Here is a 20,042-nt window from a genome sequence, read left to right as displayed (position 1 = left end):
GCAGCGCGGACACGCCGAGAACGCTTGAGCTTCAATCGAAAACACCGCTGAACAGCAGAAAAGCGCCCACTAGAACACTAGGAGCGCCACACATGTTCGAAGTCGAGTTCGATCCGGGATCGCCGGGCCGGCTCGTTGATGCCCTCACTTGTGGGGCCCGCGCCGAGGCTCAGTTGATCGCCGCTCGGATGGCGGCGGTGGCGGACTTGTTGGTGCAGCGGACCGCCGAACTCAATGTCGAGGGTGTTCACCCGAACTACATGATCCTCACCGGTTTTGCCCGCGCCAGTGCTGAAGTGGGTGCAGCGTTGAACCTGACCGCGGCCGCGGCAAGCCGCTTGGTCACTCAGGCTGAGACGCTGCGTGATCAGTTGCCTCGGTTGGGTGCTGTGTTGGCCGAGGGGCAGACAGACTGGCGCACAGTGGAAATAGTGATCGCACGCACCCGGTTCGTCACATCGAAGGCGATGGCCCAGATCGATGCGGAGCTGGCTGAGCAAGTCAGTGGATGGCAGTGCTGGTCTGACGGGCGTATCACCACCACCGTAGATGCCAAGGTGAAGCGGTTGGATCCGGCCGCGATCGCTCAACGCGAACACGCCACCGATCGACGCCGGGTCAAGGTGAGTCCGCGTGGCGACGGCACCGCCAAGATCGACGCCGTCGTCACGACTCGTGCCGGATTGACCTTTGACGCAAAGCTTTCGGAGATGTCGGCCAGGCTGTGCCCGATAGATCCTCGTGGTAACGACCAGCGCCGCGCTGATGCGATTGAGGCCCTGGCGGAGGGACGAGAGCTGTCGTGTGAGTGCGGCCGCGCCGAGTGTCCTACCCGCGCGGCGGCCCCGCAGCCGGAACCGTCATCGCCGCCGGTGGTGTTCAACGTGATCGCCGAGCGCGACACGGTGGTGGGCGCCGGGACGGCGCCGGGTTACGTGTTTGGCTACGGAGTGATCGATGCAGATCTGGTCCGTGAACTCGCCGCCGACGCCACAACGCGGTTGGTGACCGAACCGGACGTGGATACCGCGGCGGCGCTCCGTTACCAACCGACGGTGTCGGTGCAGCGCTGGGTCCGGTGCCGCGATCTGACGTGCCGCTTCCCGGGCTGTGAACACCCGGCTGAGGACTGCGACGTTGACCATACGGTGCCGTTCGACCACGACAATCCTGCCCGTGGTGGGTTCACGGTGCCGGCCAACTTGAAATGCCTGTGCCGTTTTCATCACCGGCTCAAGACATTTGGCGGCTGGAGCGACACCCAGTACCCCGACGGCAGCGTGGTGTGGACATCGCCGTCAGGCAAGACCTACCGCACGACACCGGGCGGAGCGGACCTGTTCAACAGCTTCGCGTCGGCTCCGTGCACGCAGCCCGGCCCGGCGCGTCCGCCGAAGCTGAGCCGCGCGGCGCGCATCGAGCAGAATCGGGCGAAGAACAGACGGTTGCGGCCGGTCAACGAGGCTTACCGCTACACCCAGAAGGCCCGGCGCAAAGAACTCGACCGGCGCCGCAACCGGAACCGGATGCGGGCCACCCTGAAGCTGTTCAAAGGCGATGAGCCGAGCACCAGCCCGTACTGTCTCTGGATCAACGACCCATTCGAACCCGAAGAACTACCTCCGGATTGGGAAGCGCCCCCACCACCGCCGCTGGACCCGGAGGACCCACCGTTCTAGACGGGTAGGTCAACCCTTGTGCGCGGTCAGCAGGAACGCCGGGAACTTGATCCGGCCCTTCTCGTCACGGTCATGTGGCGGCATTTCGAACGGAACATCCGCGGGCACCGCCGTGGCATTGGCATGGATGAAGGCCGGCCGGATGTCGTCGACCTCCCAGTACTTCGACACCGCGGTGCGCAGCTCTTCTTCGGACACCTCGTTCGGCTTGGTCTCCAACTCGGCGGGGAACGCGCCCTTGGCGAACACCAGCACGTAGTAGTGCGCGCCCGGCGCCGAGGCCCGGTGGATGGAGCGCAGGTACCCGTCGCGGCCTTCGACCGGCAGGGAGTGGAACAGCGTCGAATCGACCACGGTGTGGAACCGGCCGTCGTAGCCCGTGAACGAGGTGATGTCGGCCTGGGCGAAACTGGCCGTCGACAGCCCGCGCACCTGCGCGGCGTTGTTGGCCGCGGCGATCGCCGTCGGGCTCAGATCCAGCCCCACGACGGTGTAACCGTCGGACGCCAGGGTCAGTGACAACTCGGCATGCCCACAGCCCGCATCGAGCACGTCGCTCTCGAACTTCCCGGCCCGGTGCAGCGCCGCAAGCTCGGGTTGTGGCTCACCGATGTTCCACGGCGGCTGACCCTCGAAACCTGCTTCCCCCTTGTACGCGCCATCCCAGTCCAAGACCTGTCCAGATGTCATTCCTCCAACGTACGCGTCTCAATCCCAGGTATGAACGGGCTCGTTGCTGTGCATCCGCTGCACATAGCGTCGTAGCATCTCGGCCAACGCCTGGGGCCTGGTCAACCCCTGTGCCTGGAGGGCCTGGACCGTCGCGACCTGCCACGTCGACCCGGTCCGGCCGGTCTTCGCACGGCCCTCGATGACCCCCAGATAGCGGTCGCACACCTCCGCTGCCACACCCCAGCGGCGCAGCCCGTCGTGCGCCATCGGCAGCAGCCTGCGGAGCACCAACTCGTCGGGCGTCACCTCGCCAAGGCCGGGCCAGTACAGCCGGGCGTCGAGCCCGTGCTGAGCGCCCTCGACGAAGTTGTGGTGGGCCGCGGCGAAGCTCATCTTGGTCCACAGCGGCCGGTCCTCCTCGGACAGTGTCCGCAGCAGGCCGTAGTAGAACGCCGCGTTGGCCAGCATGTCGACGACACTCGGGCCGGCGGGCAGTACACGGTTCTCGACGCGCAGATGTGGGACACCGTCCGCCACGTCATAGACGGGGCGGTTCCACCGGTAGATGGTCCCGTTGTGCAGCCGCAGCTCGGCCAGCTGCGGTGCCCGGCCCGCCGCGAGTTCGGCCACCGGGTCCTCGTCGGACAGCTCGGGCAACAGGGACGGGAAGTACCGCACGTTCTCTTCGAACAGGTCGAAGATCGAGGTGATCCACCGTTCGCCGAACCAGACCCGGGGCCGGACGCCCTGAGCCTTGAGCTCGTCGGGCCGGGTGTCCGTGGACTGGGTGAACAGCTCGATGCGGGTCTCGGCCCACAGCTGATGGCCGAAGAAATAGGGCGAGTTGGCGCCGACCGCCAGCTGCGGCCCGGCCAGCACCTGGGCCGCGTTCCAGTTGCGGGCGAAATCGGCGGGGGACACCTGCAGGTGCAACTGCATGCTCGTGCACGCGGACTCCGGGGCGATCGACGCCGATTGCAGGCTGAGCCGTTCCGGTCCGGAGATGTCGATCGGCATATCCTCGCCGCGGGCGGTGAAGATCGAGTCGTTGAGCGCCTGATATCGCGTCGACTCGCTCATCCACGGGCCAGACAGATGCTCGGGCATCAGCGTGGGCAGGATGCCCACCATCACGATGTGCGCACCATCCTCGTTGGCCTTGGTCTCCGCGGCATTGAGGCTGAGCCGCACCTCGTTCTCCAGTTCGAGCGCGGCCCGGCCGGGCAGCGGACGTGGTGGAACGTTGAATTCGATGTTGTAAGCGCCCAATTCGGTCTGGTAGGCCGGATCGGCGATGGAGGCGAGCACCTCCTGGTTGGTCATGGCGGGCTGGTAATCGTTGTCGACGAGGTTGCACTCGATCTCCATGCCGGTGAGCGGACGCTCGAACTCGAAACTCGACTGCGCCAGCATGGTCTCGAAGACGTCCAGGCACAGCTGCACCTTGCGCCGGTACTCCTGCCGGTGCGCGCGGCTGAACTCGGTGTTACTGACCTCTTCACCCACACCGCGATGCAACAACGCCGAGGCGGGTCCGCGCAACCGAACGCGCATATTGACTCGGCGACCGGGTCATCGAACTGGACCGAGGGGCTTCGGTCGCATACTGACCCGGTGACCTCAGATGTGGACGACGATCAGGGCGGACTCGAGCAGGTCTCGCACGCGGATCGTGTCGCGTCGCTCACCGGGGTGCGCGCGGTTGCCGCACTGACGGTCATGGGAACCCACGCTGCGTACGGCACCGGGCTGCTCTCACAGGGGTACGTGGGTTTGATGAGCGCGCGCCTCGAGGTCGGGGTGGCGATCTTCTTCGTACTCTCGGGGTTGCTGTTGTTCCGTCCGTGGGTGCGGGCGGCCGGCGCCGACTCCGGCGCGCCGAGCGTCCGCCGTTATGCGCGAAACCGGTTCCGGCGCATCATGCCCGCCTACGTCGTCACCGTTCTGCTCGTCTACGGCATCTACGAGCTGCGACCCGTAGAACCCAATCCCGGCCACACCTGGACCGGCCTGCTGCGCAACCTGACGCTGACCCAGATCTACAGCGACAACTACTTCACGGAGTATCTGCACCAGGGGTTGAGCCAGATGTGGAGCCTGGCGGTCGAAGTCGCGTTCTATGCGGTGCTGCCGCTGCTGGCCTACCTGCTGCTGGTGGTGTTGTGTCGCAGGCGGTTTCGGCCGGTGCTGCTGCTGGTCGGGCTGACCGGCCTGGCTGCGATCAGCCCGCTCTGGCTGGTGGTGCTGCACAACACCGACTGGCTGCCGGTGGGTGGTGGGGCCTGGCTGCCGCACTATCTGGTCTGGTTCGTCGGGGGGATGATGCTGGCGGTACTGGCGACGATGGGCGTGCGTTGCTATGCCATGGCGGCGCTGCCGCTGGCGCTGGCCTGCTATCTGGTGGTCTCGACCCCGATCGCGGGTACCACCACGGCGCTCACCCTCGGCGTGAGTGAGGACGTGGCGAAGACGATGTTCTACGTGCTCATCGCGACGCTTGTGGTGGCTCCGTTGGCGTTGGGCGACAACGGACTGTACGCGCGGGTGATGGGCAGCCGTCCCATGGTGTGGCTGGGGGAGATCTCCTACGAGATCTTTCTGCTGCACGTGGTCACCATGGATCTGGTGATGCAGTACGTGCTGGGTTGGCACGTGTACACCGGTTCGGCGACCGTGTTGTTCCTCGTGACGTTGGTGGTCACGGTGCCCTTCGCCTGGCTACTACATCGGTTGACCCGGCCGCGCTGACTCGTCGGCGCGGTAGGGCACGTGCGCGGCGGGTGACTGGGCCGGTCCCGCTCCGGCGCGCCCGGGTGGGGCGACGGATCCTTCGGGCTGGGCCGGCGCTGCGGCGTTGGTCCTGCCGTAATCCTGTTGTGGCGAAAGCAGATCGGCGTAGTCGCCGTACTGGGCTGCTTGTTGGGTGGCCCGCGCAGCGCCCGTACCGGTAGCCGGCGCCTGGGCATAGGACTGGGCGTACGCCTGGCCGTAGGCCTGCCCGTAGGCACTACGCTGCGCCGAATCTGGTTGTGCCACAGCGCTCTGCTGGTAATACTGCTGTACGGCCTGGTTGTAGTAGTCGAGGTAGGCTTCGTATCCGCCGGTGGCAGTGGTTGCGGCCGGCTGCGGTGCGAGCCACAGGACCGCAGCGGCCGCCGCCACCTGTAGTCCGTTGAGTATCACGATCGTGGTCAGCGCCCAGCCCGAGCCTGCGGTGACGACGCTGGACAGCGCGTCGAGAAAGCCCGCGGCAGCCAGGAGGGCGCTGAGCCACGGGCGGCCAGTCTGGTTGGGCAGCAATCCGATAGCGGCGGTCAGGGCTGCCAGCACGGCGAACCGGACGTGCCAGTCGTTGCCGCCGCCGGCGGCTGCCGGTCCGAAGCTGACGCCGTAGCCGGCCAGGCCCAGCACCACCACCAGGATGGACAGGTTGCGGTGAAGCGGATTGACCACGATCACTCCTTCACATCAGTCGATGCTGTTCGCGGATGCTCTCAGATAGCGCATCTCGTCGTCGGTGGCCACCATCGTGACGACTGCCGAGCCGGCCTGGGTGCTGACCTTGACGGTGTCGTGTTCCAGCGAGATCAGGTCGAGGACCACGTCGGCCTGGTCGGATGGCCGGGTGTTCGGCGGGGCGACGACCATGGCGGTGACGCCGATCCGCACCGGTTGCTCCGGTACACCGTCGAACATCTCGACGGTGTAGTTGCGCTCCGAGCCCGCTTGAATGGCGCGCCGATTGAAGTCGGCCACCCACAGCAGGTCATGGCGCCCGACCACCTCGACCATGTCGCGCCAGAAGGCCGGACGTCGGCTGTGCACCAGCACCCGGGCCCCCAACGCCAATGAGCGCAGCACCACCTGCTGAGCCAGGTGCAGGGTGCCCACGATCTCCACCCGACGGATCTGCGGACCGAACAGCGGCAGCGCCACCGCCCGCCCCTCCTGGTCCGCGCCGATCACCTGGCCGCAGCCCGAGGCGGGCAGCGCGAGCCCACTGAGCGCGTCGGCGCGGAGGCCGGATGCCCAGTGCTCGATCTGCCGGGCACCGGGAACCGCCGGGATCGGCAGCGTGGCGGCCAGCGCCGAGAACTGCTGGCCGTGCAGTGGGGTGAGGCCGCGCAACTGGGTGGGGACGCGCACGTCGCTGTCGAAGCGGACGAGACCGCGCACCTGGACCAGGTCTTCCTCGCTGCCGTGATCGGCGGCCTCACGCAGCGACAGACACACGGTGGTGGAGTAACTCGGCACCGTCCACAACAACCCGAGGCCGGCCGTGGTCAGCATGTTCGGCTGCACGGCAAAGCTGGACAGCCGGAACTGGCCTTCGCGGCAGTCCTCCCAGGTTTCCTCGACGGTGGCGAGACTGATCCCATCGCTGAGCTGATTGGTCGCCGCCGCGATGCCGCTCGCGGACAGGAACTGGGGCTGCAGGCCCGCCTCGGCCAGGCGATTGGCGACGCGGCGGGTCGCGGTGGTGGCGGCACGCAGGATGCCGTCGCGGTCGCCACCCCGGCGCCGGACCGCCTCTGCGCATCGTGACGGGTTGAACCGCACGGCAATCCACACGGTGCGCTGCGCGATCGCGGGCAGCGGTCCCAGCACGGAGTCATACACCGCGGCGACGTCGGTGTGGCCGGCCGAGCGGGCGCCCTGGCTGATGATGTCGATGGACTCCAGCGTGATGTCGAATTGACGCAGACAGTCCAGCAGGGCCTGCACGGGGACCATCTCGCCGGAAACGGTGACGCCCGGCTCCAAAACCGTCAACGCCCTGGGGTTTTCGTCGATCTTGAGCAACGACAGCAAAGTTGCGCCGTTCCAACGGAATCCGATCTGCTGACCGTCGGGGGTCGGCACGTCGAACGGTTCGGCAGGCACTGACGCGGGCGCAGATTTACCGGTGCGTCGTCGTCGGTTGCGTTGGAACCTCCCGCGCAACGCCAGTGCCCGGGGTGCTGTCGTGCCTCTGGCAATCGGGGCGACGAGTAGAAGGCCCACCACCAGGCCCCCGACCGCACCCTGCCAGCCGGGCCGGCCCAGTCCCAGCGCGACGGCGATGCCGACGACGACGAGTATTTGCAGGGCGATCAGGTCGACCAGGGGGACGACCCGCTGCGGACCGGTATCCCCGGCGGCAGTCAGCTTTGCTGCGAAAGCCAATGGACGCATCGCATTTCAAATTGCCCCTCGGTTGTCATGTCGAGGTGGTGCGGACGTGCTATACCCTACGCATGCCAGCGCAAGTTACCACTCGCGCCCAAGTGAACGGCTATCGTTTCCTGCTCCGCCGCCTCGAGCATGCGCTCATCCGGGGCGATTCGCGGATGATTCACGACCCCATGCGGGGGCAGACGAGAGCCCTGATCGTGGGAGCGGTGATCGCTGTTCTGATCACCGGAGCGGCGGCCGTGATGGCGTTCTTCAAGCCCACCCCCAATATCGGGGACGCGCAGATCGTGCTGAGCAAGTCCAGTGGTGCGCCGTTCGTGCGGATCGGTGATCAGATCCATCCGGTACTGAATCTGGCGTCGGCACGGCTGATCGTCGGTCGGAACGACAGCCCCAAGCAGGTCGACGACAAATTTCTCGACGCCGTACCTCGCGGCCCCATGGTCGGCATCGTCGGTGCCCCCGCGGGCATCAACGGCGGCGACGACCTGGCGATGTCGTCGTGGACCGTGTGCGACAACCTGCTGACCCCCGCGGTCACCGAGACCACCGGCACGCCCAGCCTGCAGACCACTGTGCTGGCCAACGATCCGGTGCTCGACGACGGCATCCGCCCGGTCGACCCCGCCGAAGCCATCCTCACCGAAACCGGTGGAACCACCTACCTCGTCTACCGCGGCGTGCGCGCCCCGCTCGACGTGTCAGATCCGGTTCTGGTCAACGGACTCCACCTCCAAGGTGCCACCACTCGACCGATGTCGTTGTCCCTGCTCAACACCTTCCCGCTGGTGGATCCGATCACGCCGGTGCTGATCCAGGGCTCGGGGGAGCCCGGCCCGCTCGGGCCCGACCACCCCGTCGGCGCCATCGTGAAGTCCGTCGACTCCCGCGGCGAACAGCTCTACGTCGTGTTGCGCGAAGGTCTGCAGCCGGTTTCGCAGGCCACGGCCGACATCATCCGGTACGGCGCGTCCGGCGAGGTGGCCACCGGGCAGGCTGCCGAGATCGCCCCGGCCACGCTCGCCGAGGTGCCGACCGTGCACCGGTTGCCGGTCGACCACTACCCGCTGGTGTCGCCCCGGATCGTGTCGCCTGACCCCGATCGGGTGGCGTGCATGGGTTGGCAACGGTCCAACACCGATGCGCGGGCCGAGGTTCGGTTGCTGGTCGGGCACCGGCTTCCCACCACCGAGGGGGCGCAGACGGTGCGGCTGGCCAGTGCCGATGGCACCGGAGCTGCCGTGGACTCGGTGTATCTGAAGCCGGGGGCCGGGGAGTACGTGCAGGCCACCGGAAACGACCCCGACAGCCGCTCGGCGGGCCAGCTGTTCTACGTCTCCGATACCGGGGTGCGGTACCACATCAAGGATCTGCCGACGGCCGATGCGCTCGGGGTCAGCGGGGTCAAGGTTGCCGACGGTCCGGCCAATGCCCCGCAGTGGGCACCGTGGGCGGTCATATCGCTGTTGCCGCCTGGGCCGGAACTGTCCCAGGAAGCGGCGCTGGTCGCGCACGACGGCATGGCCGCCGATCCGGACAGCGCGAAGGTGTCAGCGCGCTGACCGGGCGTTCTAGAGGCGCATCTCGCGGAAGAACGCGTAGACCCGAATGATCCAGAAGCACAACGGGAAAAGCGATCCGACGGCGATGTATTCGAGTATCTCGACCTGACGGCGCATCACCGGGGAGAACTCGCGCAACGGTGCGGCCAGCCCGCATGCCAGGATCAGCAGCATGAGCGCGAGCAGCACGACCACCGCGCGGACCTGCCACCCCTCGACGTTCACCGCGGTCTTGAGGACCACGGCGACGGCGATCGTCAGCCCGCTGCCGATGAGCGTCGCCGACTGCACCAGATCATGGTGACCGCGGCCGCGTAGACACAGCACTGTCGCGACCATGAAGGCGAAAACCGTTCCCTGCCAGTAGAAGCCGTTGCCGACGTCCACCGCCAGATAACAGCCCACCACGGCGGCCAGTGCGGCGGCGACCAGAATCCCGGTGAGATGCTGGTTGGCCCGCCGAACCCGGCTGATCAGATCCTCCTCCGTGGGGATGATCTGCTTGCCGATCGCGTTTACGCCCTCGACAGTGGGACCGCCCTGGGTCTCGATGTCGTCGAGCGGTTCGCCTGCTGTCGGGACACGGGGAATGGGCAGTTTCGACAAGCCGATGGTCACGCGCGGGGCGAGATAGACGACGATAACGGACACCGTCGCGAGCAAAGCTCCGACCGTGCGGACGGGCGGCTGCCACAGCAACATTGCGGCCGAACTGACGCCGCCGAAAGCACCGGCCGCGATGATCGCCGTATACACGGCGGATCCGGTTCCCGAGACCAGGCGTACCAGCAGGGCGCCGAACGCGGTGAGGGCGAACGCCATCGGCAGTGACGTGGCGCCGGAACCGTCGGGCACCACGTACAGCGAGCCGGCGAACACCAGCGGTGCAGACACCGCGGTGGTCCAGGCCGCCCTCGGGGTGGCCGCTGACCGGTGCGCCACCAGGCAGGCCAGCACCATTCCCAGCACGCCGAGGGTCAGCGCAGCGGCGGGCACCACGGGGCGGGCCACCCAATGCGGCAACACCGAAGCCAGCGTCACGGCGGCAGCCGCGGTGACGCCGAAGCCGGCCAATGCGGACGCGTTGCCTGCGACCCAGCTGCGTACGGTTCCCTGCTCGCCGGTCTGGGTGTCGTCGACGTCGTCGAACAGCAGTGGACTGACCGGCTGGCCCACCGCGCAGATCATCAGCAGGTCGCCGTCGTAGATGCCGGCCTCACCGAGGGACAGGTGCGGGGCGATCGGTTCGCCGCCCAGCGGTGCCAACGTCCAATGTCCGTCGGCGGCGTCAAATTCGATGACCGAGTCACTCGCGGAGATTTGTTCATTCGCGATATCGATGACATCGGGAATGTATTGGGCGATGCTGACGTGGGCAGGCAGCCCGACATCGATGTTCAGTTCGCCGACTACCAAGGTCAATCGGCTGAGTTCGGGTTCAGCTTCGGCTTCGAGCTCTGACTCAAGTAGGGTCACAATCCAGTCGGCCTCCTGCGCAATGGGATTGCTGACCCGAACAATACCCAGCATCCGGCACGGCAGCTTCCGGGAGGGCAGGTTGAGTACGCAGGGATTCGTCCGCCGACTTCGGGTGGCCCCGCCGCGGATGCCCGGTGGCGAGGTCAGCCTGGCCCCACCGCCCGAGGTTCCGCGTGCCATCCCGGGCAACCTGGCGATGCGCCTGATGCCGTTCGTGATGCTGGTGGCGGTCATCGGCATGATCGCGTTGATGGTCACGGTCGGAGGCCGGGACATGGCCAGAAGCCCGATGTTCCTGCTCTTTCCGATGATGATGATCATGTCGATGGTCGGCATGTTCATGGGCGGCGGAAACCGAAATGGCAAAGCCGCAGCCGAGCTCAACGAGGAACGCAAGGACTACTTCAGTTATCTGGCGAATCTTCGCGAGGAGGCCGATACCACCGGCGCCGAACAACGCACGGCGCTGGAGTGGAGCCATCCGGATCCGCGTGCGTTGACCGATGTGGTGGGCACCCGTCGGATGTGGGAGCGGCGGCCCAGCGACGCGGATTACTGCCATATCCGGGTCGGTATCGGGACCCACCGGTTGGCGACCCGGCTGATGGCGCCCGAGACCGGACCGCCGGAGGACCTCGAGCCGGTGTCGACGGTGGCGCTGCGCCGGTTCGTCAAGACCCATTCGGTGGTGCACGCGCTGCCGACCGCGGTGTCGTTGCGGGCGTTTCCCACCATCACCTTCGAAGGCGAACGTGCGCTCGCGCGGCAGTTGGTGCGCTCGATGGTGTTGGAACTGTGCGCCTTTCACGGGCCCGATCATGTGCAGGTGGCGATCGTCACGGCCAACCCCGACGGGGAGAACTGGAGCTGGGTCAAATGGCTGCCGCACGCGCAGCATGCGGTCACCCGCGACGGTATGGGTTCGATGCGGCTGCTGTTCCCCACGCTGGAGCTGATGGAGACCGCACTGTCGTCCGAGCTGGCCGAACGCGGCCGGTTCACCCGCAACGCGCAGCCGACCCAGGGGCTCAAGCAACTCGTGGTCGTACTCGACGACGGATTCGTCACCGGCGACGAGCAGTTGATCACCGACGCCGGCCTGGACAGTGTGACGCTGTTGGACCTCAACGGCCTGCGACCCGGGGCCTCGGCACGGCGCAGCCTGCAACTGGTGGTCGAGGGTGACGACGTGGCCGCCCGCACCGCAGTGGGGGTCGAACGGTTCGCCACCCCGGACACCATCACGATCGCCGAGGCCGAGACCACGGCACGGCGGATCGGGCGCTACCGCCCGGCGAACGCCGCGCACATCGTCAGCCTGGAGGCCGATTCGCGGGCCGTCGACCCCGGCCTGATGGCGCTGTTGAAGATCCCCGATGCCGCCGCGATCGTGCCCGAACAGGTGTGGCGACAGCGGTCTCTGCGAGAACGGCTCCGGGTCCCGATCGGGATCACCCCGAACGGGCAGCCCATCGAACTCGACATCAAGGAAGCGGCCGAGGGAGGGATGGGGCCGCACGGGCTCTGTATCGGTGCCACCGGATCGGGAAAGTCCGAATTCCTGCGCACGCTCGTGCTTTCGATGATCACGTCGCACTCGCCGGAACAGCTCAACCTGGTGTTGGTCGACTTCAAGGGCGGGGCCACGTTCCTCGGTCTGGACGGGATCGCCCACATCGCGGCCATCATCACCAACCTCGAAGACGAACTGACGATGGTGGACCGGATGCGCGACGCGCTGGCCGGTGAGATGAACCGCCGCCAGGAACTGCTGCGCGCTGCCGGCAATTTCCCGAACGTCTCCGAATACGAGCGCGCCCGGGCGGCGGGCGCCGACCTGGAGCCACTGCCCGCCCTGTTCATCGTGGTCGACGAGTTCTCCGAACTGCTGTCCCAGAAACCGGATTTCGCCGAGCTGTTCGTGATGATCGGCCGGCTCGGCCGGTCTCTGCACATGCATCTGCTGCTGGCCTCGCAGCGACTGGAGGAGGGCAAGCTGCGCGGCCTGGACTCGCACCTGTCCTACCGAATCGGCCTCAAGACGTTCTCAGCGGGCGAGTCCCGCAGCGTGCTCGGCGTGCCGGACGCCTATCACCTGCCCAGCGTCCCCGGATCGGCATTCCTGAAATGCGATGCCTCCGAACCGATCCGGTTCAACGCGTGTTATGTCTCGGGGGAGTACGTCAAGCCGCGGGTGTCGGCGCGCACCGGTCGGGTCACCCAACTGGGTGCGCTCGCGCCGAAGCTGTTCACCGCGACGCCGGTCAAGAAGGATCCGGTGCCCGAGCGTGGCCAGGCGCCTTCGGCGCTGCCGCCGGTCGAGGCGGATTCCGCTCCGGTCGGTCCCACCAAGAAGACTTTGCTCGACATGGTCGTCAGCCGGCTACGCGGCCATGGCAGGCCCGCCCACGAGGTGTGGTTGCCGCCGCTCGACGACAGTCCCGCCGTGAACGAGCTTCTGCCGGACTCCGATTGGGCGGCTCCGGCGAATGTCAACGGCCGGTTGTGGATGCCGATGGGCGTGGTGGACCGCCCCTACGATCAGCGTCGCGACGTGCTGATGGTCGACCTGTCCGGCGCCCAGGGCAACGTCGCGGTGGTCGGTGGACCGCAGTCGGGCAAGTCCACCACGCTGCGCACGCTGATGCTGGCCGCCGCCGCGACCCACACTCCCGAGCAGTTGCAGTTCTACTGCCTGGACTTCGGTGGCGGCACCCTGACGAGCCTGGCCAAGTTGCCGCATGTCGGCGGGGTGGCCGGCCGGATGGACGCCGACGCGATCCGGCGCACCGTCGCCGAGGTCGCCGGGGTGTTGCGGTCCCGCGAGCAGCTCTTCCGCGAACTCGGCATCGAATCCATGCGGGATTTCCGTCAGCGCAAGGCCAAAGGCGAGGTGAGCCAGGACAAGTTCGGTGACGTGGTGCTGGTCATCGACGGCTGGGCGTCGATCAAGAGCGACTTCGAATCGCTCGACCAGGTGATCCAATCGCTGGCCGTCCAGGGTCTGTCCTACGGCGTGCACCTGGCGATCACGGCATCACGCTGGATGGAGATCCGGCCCGCGGTCAAGGACATGCTCGGTACCCGCGTCGAGCTCCGTCTCGGTGATCCGATCGACAGCGAGGTGGCGCGGCGGTCCGCCGAGCTGGTGCCGATCGGACGGCCCGGACGCGGCATCAACTCCGAGCGACTGCACATCCTGATCGGGTTGCCCAGGCTCGACTCCAGTTCCGCGGTGGAGGATCTGCCCGCCGGCGTGGCCGGTGCCGTCGAGGCCGTCCGCGCGCACTACCAGGACCGCGAGGCGCCGAGGGTACGGATGTTGCCGCACGACGTGAACCGCGACGACGTCGTACGAGTGGCGCGCGATGCCGGGCAACTGAGCAAGGCCCGCATCGCGATCGGCATCGACGAGGATGAACTCGCACCCGTGGTTTTGGATTTCGATTCCCAACCCCACCTGGTCGCTTTCGCCGACACCGAATGCGGCAAGACCGGTCTGCTGCGCAACATCGCGGCCGGCGTGATGGAGAACGCCAGCCCCGTGGAGGCCAAGATCATCCTGGTCGACTTCCGTCGCTCGATGCTGGGCGTCGTCCCCGACGAGTACCTGGGTGGCTATGCCACGGCCCCGCAGTCGTGTACGGATCTGATGATGGCCCTGGCCGGTGCCCTCAAGGATCGGCTGCCGCCCAACGACATCACCCAGCAGCAGCTGAAGGAACGTTCCTGGTGGTCGGGGCCGGACCTGTTCGTGATGATCGACGACTACGACCTGATCCCCGGCGGGTCGCTGAGCCATCCGCTCGGCCCACTTGTCGAGTATCTGCCGCAGGCCCGCGACATCGGCCTGCGTGTCGTGGTCACCCGGCGCAGCGGTGGTGCCGGGCGGGCGATGATGGATCCGATCGTCGGGCGTCTGAAAGACCTGTCCTGCAACGGTTTGGTGATGAGCGGCAGCAGAGACGAGGGCGGTCTGTTCGGCGGATACAAGGCCGGACCGATGCCTCCGGGCCGCGGCATGCTGGTCTCTCGGACCACCCGTAGCGGCGTGGTCCAGCTGTCCCGGATGCCCGACCTGTGACCGGGGTCGAGGAGCTCCGCGAGCTGCACGTGGTGTCCGCGGCGCCCGAGGCGATACGGGTGTCCGTGGTGGGTGGCCGCACCCAGCTCGACGTCGCGCTGCCGGCCGATGTGCCGGTGGCGGCGTTCCTGCCGGAACTGGCCCGGTTGATCAAGTCCCGAGACGCCGAGCGCAGTGACGACCTGGCCGACCGCGACGAGCGACGGACGTTCTGGGTGCTCAGTCGTGCCGGTGGGGCCGGCGTGCTGGAACCGGATCGGACCCTGCGCGAGGCCGGCGTGGAAAACGGTGAGCTGCTGCATCTCTCGGCCCGCCGGGCGTTGTCCCCGCCCACTCTGTACGACGACGTGGTGGACGCGGCGGCCCGACTGAACCGGGCCTCGTACGCGGCGTGGAATGCCACCGCGGCGGGGACGATGGCCTTCGCCGGGTTGTGGCTGTGCTCGGCGGTATGGGTGGTGCTCCTGCTCGCCCCGGCATTGTCGGTGCACCGGCCGGTGATATTGGGTGCGGCAGCGCTGACCAGCGTGGCGCTGGTGGCCGGTGGCGCACTCGCGCGCCGGATGCTGGGCCGGGCCGATATCGCCGCCGCGGTCGGCCCGTCGGTGATCGCCGTCGGCGCCGCGGCGGGTTGGGTGGTGGCGGCACCGCACGGTGTCGTCGGACTCGCGGGTGGCTGCGCAGTGTTGTTGGGGCTCACCGCGATCTGTCACCGGGTGATCGGTGCGGGTCACTGGTCGTACGTTGCCGCTGCGGTCGTGCTGGGATTCGGCACCGTGGCGTTCGCGGTCCGCGCGTTGGGTGTGCCGGTCGGGGTGGTGGCTACGGTCGTCGCCGTCGTTTCGGTGTTCGGGTGTCTGGCGGTGCCTGCGTTGACAGCACGGCTCGATCAGTACCCGGTGGCGTCGAGCGAACCGTCGCGAACCGACGACCCGTTCACAACGTCGGCAGGACCGGCCCCTTCGAGTACTCCGATGCCCAGCGCGGAACAGGTGTGGGCCAGGGTGCATGCGGCGGTGCTGACCCGTTCGGGCCTGTTGGCCGGTGCGGCGACGGTGACGCTGCTCGCTGCGACCGTGCTGATGCGGGACGAGACAGGTTGGGCTGCCTTCGCTTTCGCGCTCATCTGTGCGTCGGTGCTGGCTTTGCACGTCCGCCGGGCGGCCACCTGGCCGGAACGGGTGGCGCTCGGGGTGCCTGCGCTGGGGCTCGTGCTGATCACCTGCGTGCAGGCCCAGTCCGGGGTATGGCCGTTGCAGCTCACCGGGGTCGTCGTACTCGCCGTGGTCGCGGTCGGCGGCGTGGGCTGCGGAGCTGTCCGTGACAGCAGAAGGCTGCGCTCGGCCGCGGTGTATCTCGAGTATCTTGCCGTGGCGGCGGTGATTCCGCTGGCGCTGTGGCCGCTCGGACTGTACGAACGGCTGGGCGGCTGGTGAGTGCTCGGCGGTGCGCGGCGGTGGTGACCGTCGTCCTGACAGTGGCGCTGGCAGGCTTCGGGGCGCCTCCGGCGGGTGCCGTGACGCGGCCCGTCGTCGAGCCCGGACCGCCACCGAGCGGGCCCGTCGCACCCGCGCAGCCCACCGAACTGAAGGCGATCTGCGGCATCCCCACCGGCGTGCTGCCCGGCACCGACTTCACCAAACAGACCAGCGCCGAGGCGATGCTCGAATACCGCAGGGCCTGGCGCTTTTCCCGCGGTGCCGGGCAGAAGGTGGCGGTGATCGACACCGGCGTCAACAGGCATCCCCGGCTGCCCGCACTCGAGCCCGGCGGCGACTATGTGTCGAGCAGCGACGGCCTGGTCGACTGCGACGCGCACGGCACTCTGGTCGCCGGGATCATCGCCGCGACACCCGCCGACGGTGACAGCTTCGCCGGGGTCGCCCCCGAGGCCTCGATCCTGTCGATCCGCCAGAACAGTGGCGCCTACAGCGTCGCGGGCACGAGCAGCAGCCAGAACGACGATCCCAACGCGACGTCGATCGGCTACGGCAACACGCACACCCTGGCGCTCGCGATCACCCGTGCGGTGGATCTCGGTGCCACGGTGATCAACCTGTCGGAGGTGGCCTGCGCACCCGTTTCGGCCGGCCTCGACGACCGTGAACTCGGGCGCGCGGTGCGCTACGCCCACGAACGCAATGTCGTGGTGGTGGCCGCCGCGGGCAACTTCAACAGTCAGAGCATGTGCAACGCGCAGAACAATATGAACGATCCGAACCAACCGCTGGACAACGGCTGGAACAGCGTCAGCACCATCGCCAGCCCGGCCTGGTTCGCCGACTACGTCCTGACGGTCGGTGCAGTCACCACATCGGCCACCCCGGCCGACTTCAGCCTGCACGGGCCGTGGGTGGCGGTGGCCGCCCCCGGTGAGCGGGTCACCTCGCTGGACCCGGGCGGGCCCGGACTGAGCAATGCCCAGCTCGGCCAGCAGGGGTTGGCCCCGCTGAACGGCACAAGCTTCGCGGCGCCGTTCGTATCGGGTGTGGTGGCGTTGATCCGGTCGCGGTATCCCAACCTGACCGCAGGCGAGGTGAAGGATCTCATCGAACGCACCGCCCGGACCCCCGGGAATGGACCCAACCAGGCCACGGGTTATGGAGTCGTGGACCCGGTCGCGGCACTGACCTACCAGCTCCCACCCGGAGCGGGCGGTCGCGATGTCACGGCCTCTTCACCGATCAGCGGGCCACCGCAACCTGATCCAGGTAATGTGCGGGCCCGCAGGATCGTCTTCACCGTCACCGCGGCGTGTCTTGCGTTGATGGTGGCGGCGGTAGCGGTAGCTGCTGCCCGGCGACGGACCAGGTGAGTTAGGGGAAAGATGCCGGACGAGAATCGGCCGATCGGCGAGCCCACATCGCTCGACGATTTGGCTCCTGGTGAACTGGACGAGGTCGAGGCCCGGGCGGCCGCGTTGCTGGAACAGATTGCAGCGCAACGATCGGCCCGGCAGATCCACACCGCCACGTCACCAGCCGACGACGTGACCGATGCCTTTGCGAAGCCGGCTCCGGCTCCCGAACCCGAGCCTGCTCCCGAACCCCCTCCGCCGGCCGCTGCACCGGTCCGTAGGCTCGCCCCGCCGCCGTGGCAGATGCACAGCTCGATCGGATCACGGGAGTTCGCGGAACGGTTCGACCTCGACGAGCCGCGCGGCCCCGAGCCGGAACCGGTGCCGCCGCAGGTCGCGCCGGAGCCGGAGCCTGAACCACCGGCAGCCGAACCGACTGAGCTGATTCCGATTCCGCCACTGCCGCCACGGCACGCCCTACCGCCGGAGGCGGTGCGGCCGGTGCCACCGCCGCCGCCCCTTCCGCCGTTGCCGTTGCCGCCGCCCGGCTTCCTGCCACCGCCGGGTTTCATGCCGCCGCTTCCGCCGGGTGTCGCACAGCCGCCGGGCGCGGTGCCGCCACCGCAGTACTCACCGGTGCCGCCGTCGCTCGACGACGCAGGGATCCTCAACCGTTCCCGCACCGCGCCCCATTCCGGGTGGCGCCGCGCGGTGCATCTGGCCAGTGCGGGACGGGTTAGCCCGGGTGAATCGCGCAAAGATCGGGAGCGCGACGACCTGCTGGGCCAGATCCGTCAGCCGATCGCCGGCGACTTCCGGATCGCCGTGTTGTCGATCAAGGGTGGAGTCGGAAAGACCACCACCACGCTGGGATTGGGCTCGGCTCTGTCGATGATGCGCCACGACCGGGTGATTGCGGTGGATGCGAACCCGGACCGCGGAACGCTGGCCGAACGGGTGCGGGACGTGTCGAGCGAGTCCACGGTGCGCGACCTGCTGTCGGATCCCAACATCGAGCGCTACGCCGACGTACGCAGCCACACCCGGATGGCGGGCAGCCGCCTGGAAGTGCTGGCCAGCGAGCAGGAGCCCGCCGTGTCGGAAGTGTTCGGCGAATCCGACTACCGCCGCACCGTCAGCATCCTGCGTCGCTACTACAACATCATCCTCACCGACTGCGGCACCGGCATCATGCATTCGGCGATGGCGGGCGTGCTCGATCTCGCGCATGCGATCGTGCTGGTCAGCTCGCCGGCCATCGACGCGGCCCGCAGTGCGTCGGCAACGTTGGATTGGCTCATGCAGCACGGACACTCGGCGCTGGTCCGCGAAGCCCATGTGGTGCTCAGTGCGTCGCGGCCCGGGTCGGCGAAGCTCAAGCTGGACAAGGTCTACGAACACTTCGAGGCCCGCTGCCGCTCGGTGCACATGATCCCGTTCGATCCGCACCTGGCCGAGGGCGCCGACGTCGACTTCGACCTGCTGGATCCGGCCACGCTGCAGGCCTATCTGGAATTGGCTGCGGCGGTGGCGGAGAAGTTTCCCCGGCTGCGCGGCGGGCCCCAGCAGCGGTGACCAACTTCGTGCCCGAGGCAAAGAAGGCATGGAACGACCCGTGGTATGGGAGCTATCGACGATCGGCACGGACTGTCGAGTTGATCTCGGTTATCTACGCGCTGGTGGCAAATTGCGTTGTGAGTGGCATTGCGAGGATGGCAATTTCACAAGCCTAATTGTTCGAACACTCAAATACGGTCGGCCGTAATCGAATTCGGCAAACGACGTGGCAGTGCCTGGGTGAATCTGGAACACTGACCGGAATGAGTAACGATGCCCTCCGGCATCAGATGACCGAGGTGCTGGCCTTGGTCTCCGAGCAGATGGCGGATATTGCGGCAGTACAGCGCGAGCAGGCGCAGCTCACCGCGAGTGCCGAGGAGGCCGACGGCCTGGTCCAGGTGACGGTCGACGCCCGGGGTCATGTCATCGAAACCGTCATCGACGAGTCGTATCTCGAGGAGTACGAGCTCGAAGAGCTCGGTGGCCACGTCACCGCGGCCGCGCAGGCCGCAGCGCAACATGTGGCACAACGTTCGGCCGCCCTGATGATGCCGATCGAAGAACGGCGCCGGATGATGCCGTCACTGTCCGACATCGCCGACACTGCACCTGACCTGCGCGACCTGACCAGATCCGTCTTCGGCAACGACGATGCGGCCGTCCAGGCGAGTCAGCCCCAGGATGACGACCGCGACGAATCCGCATTTCCCACTGTGAGGAGCTGAATCGATGGCTGACGAGCTCGGTGTCGGACCTTCTGACCTGCGGGCGACCTCGAGGAACCTGAACGATGTGAGCGTCAGGATGAAGAACGTGCTGTCTACCCTCCAATCGAATCTGATGGCCGAAGGTGCCGCGTGGGGTGACGACAAGATGGGTGACGGGTACGCGAAAGGCAGTGCGGGGTATCTGGCACAAAAGGATTGGGTCGACGGTTCGGTGGTGGTCAAGACCGATCTGCTCGACTACTACTCGGACGGTTTGAAGGGTTCCGCGGACTCCTTCGAACTGAACGACCAGGCGTAGCGGTCACT

Annotated in this window: 13 protein-coding genes and 1 pseudogene; 9 read left to right on the top strand and 5 right to left on the bottom strand. The window is 67.5% G+C overall.

The features are described from left to right. The first annotated feature begins 92 nt into the window (after positions 1-92). The gene (locus AC4ELS_RS07710) at positions 93-1,679 is read left to right on the top strand and encodes an HNH endonuclease signature motif containing protein (protein WP_499046621.1); all 1,587 of its coding nucleotides are present in this window, start codon (positions 93-95) and stop codon (positions 1,677-1,679) included. Between the two features lie 9 nt (positions 1,680-1,688). Here the strand turns inward: AC4ELS_RS07710 and AC4ELS_RS07705 are convergent, their stop codons facing one another. After that, entirely contained in the window at positions 1,689-2,369 is a 681-nt protein-coding gene (locus AC4ELS_RS07705) for a class I SAM-dependent methyltransferase (protein ID WP_448446370.1), read from the bottom strand. 18 nt (positions 2,370-2,387) lie between these two features. Beyond that, a complete protein-coding gene (locus tag AC4ELS_RS07700) occupies positions 2,388-3,857 on the bottom strand; it encodes a glutamate-cysteine ligase family protein (RefSeq protein ID WP_448446407.1) in 1,470 nt (489 codons plus the stop codon). 108 nt (positions 3,858-3,965) lie between these two features. On the opposite strand from AC4ELS_RS07700, the gene AC4ELS_RS07695 reads away from it, so the two are divergent. Next, a complete protein-coding gene (locus AC4ELS_RS07695; RefSeq protein WP_448446372.1) occupies positions 3,966-5,099 on the top strand; it encodes an acyltransferase family protein in 1,134 nt (377 codons plus the stop codon). Here AC4ELS_RS07695 and AC4ELS_RS07690 read toward each other — a convergent pair. Next, on the bottom strand, positions 5,073-5,804 hold the full coding sequence (locus AC4ELS_RS07690; RefSeq protein WP_131812723.1) for a DUF5336 domain-containing protein: 732 nt from the start codon (positions 5,802-5,804) through the stop codon (positions 5,073-5,075). The genes AC4ELS_RS07695 and AC4ELS_RS07690 overlap by 27 nt on opposite strands. Positions 5,805-5,819: 15 nt before the next feature. Continuing rightward, positions 5,820-7,526, bottom strand: coding sequence for a type VII secretion protein EccE (eccE, locus tag AC4ELS_RS07685; protein WP_448446374.1), 1,707 nt, complete (start codon positions 7,524-7,526; stop codon positions 5,820-5,822). A gap of 62 nt (positions 7,527-7,588) precedes the next feature. Here eccE and eccB point away from each other — a divergent pair, with 62 nt between their 5' ends. Beyond that, the gene (gene eccB, locus AC4ELS_RS07680) at positions 7,589-9,088 is read left to right on the top strand and encodes a type VII secretion protein EccB (protein WP_448446376.1); all 1,500 of its coding nucleotides are present in this window, start codon (positions 7,589-7,591) and stop codon (positions 9,086-9,088) included. 9 nt (positions 9,089-9,097) lie between these two features. On the opposite strand, the gene eccD (AC4ELS_RS07675) is transcribed toward eccB, so the two are convergent. Then, on the bottom strand, positions 9,098-10,618 hold the full coding sequence (gene eccD / locus AC4ELS_RS07675; protein ID WP_448446378.1) for a type VII secretion integral membrane protein EccD: 1,521 nt from the start codon (positions 10,616-10,618) through the stop codon (positions 9,098-9,100). Between the two features lie 28 nt (positions 10,619-10,646). On the opposite strand from eccD (AC4ELS_RS07675), the gene eccCa reads away from it, so the two are divergent. The 6 genes and pseudogenes from eccCa to AC4ELS_RS07645 all read left to right on the top strand — a co-directional run bounded on the left by eccCa (position 10,647) and on the right by AC4ELS_RS07645 (position 20,034). Continuing rightward, complete coding sequence (gene eccCa / locus AC4ELS_RS07670) at positions 10,647-14,651, top strand: type VII secretion protein EccCa (protein ID WP_448446380.1); 4,005 nt, start codon at positions 10,647-10,649, stop codon at positions 14,649-14,651. Next, complete coding sequence (gene eccD, locus AC4ELS_RS07665) at positions 14,648-16,087, top strand: type VII secretion integral membrane protein EccD (protein ID WP_499046616.1); 1,440 nt, start codon at positions 14,648-14,650, stop codon at positions 16,085-16,087. Before eccCa ends, eccD (AC4ELS_RS07665) begins: the two co-directional genes overlap by 4 nt. Further along, on the top strand, positions 16,084-17,466 hold the full coding sequence (mycP, locus tag AC4ELS_RS07660; RefSeq protein WP_498887074.1) for a type VII secretion-associated serine protease mycosin: 1,383 nt from the start codon (positions 16,084-16,086) through the stop codon (positions 17,464-17,466). The genes eccD (AC4ELS_RS07665) and mycP overlap by 4 nt, the downstream gene beginning before the upstream one ends. A 162-nt stretch (positions 17,467-17,628) precedes the next feature. Next, positions 17,629-19,023 (top strand): annotated as a pseudogene (locus AC4ELS_RS07655) (MinD/ParA family ATP-binding protein); the annotation flags it as partial. A 245-nt stretch (positions 19,024-19,268) separates the two neighbouring features. After that, positions 19,269-19,733, top strand: coding sequence for a YbaB/EbfC family nucleoid-associated protein (locus AC4ELS_RS07650; protein ID WP_064959860.1), 465 nt, complete (start codon positions 19,269-19,271; stop codon positions 19,731-19,733). Positions 19,734-19,737: 4 nt separating this feature from the next. Next, positions 19,738-20,034 carry a hypothetical protein gene (locus AC4ELS_RS07645; protein ID WP_448446385.1) on the top strand — a complete coding sequence of 99 codons (297 nt, stop codon included), beginning with the start codon at positions 19,738-19,740 and terminating at the stop codon, positions 20,032-20,034. Positions 20,035-20,042: the final 8 nt, after the last annotated feature.

Source organism: Mycobacterium shunyiense, assembly GCF_058270035.1.
The sequence above is the reverse complement of the archived record's forward strand: the minus strand, read 5'-3'. Positions and strand labels throughout refer to the sequence as shown.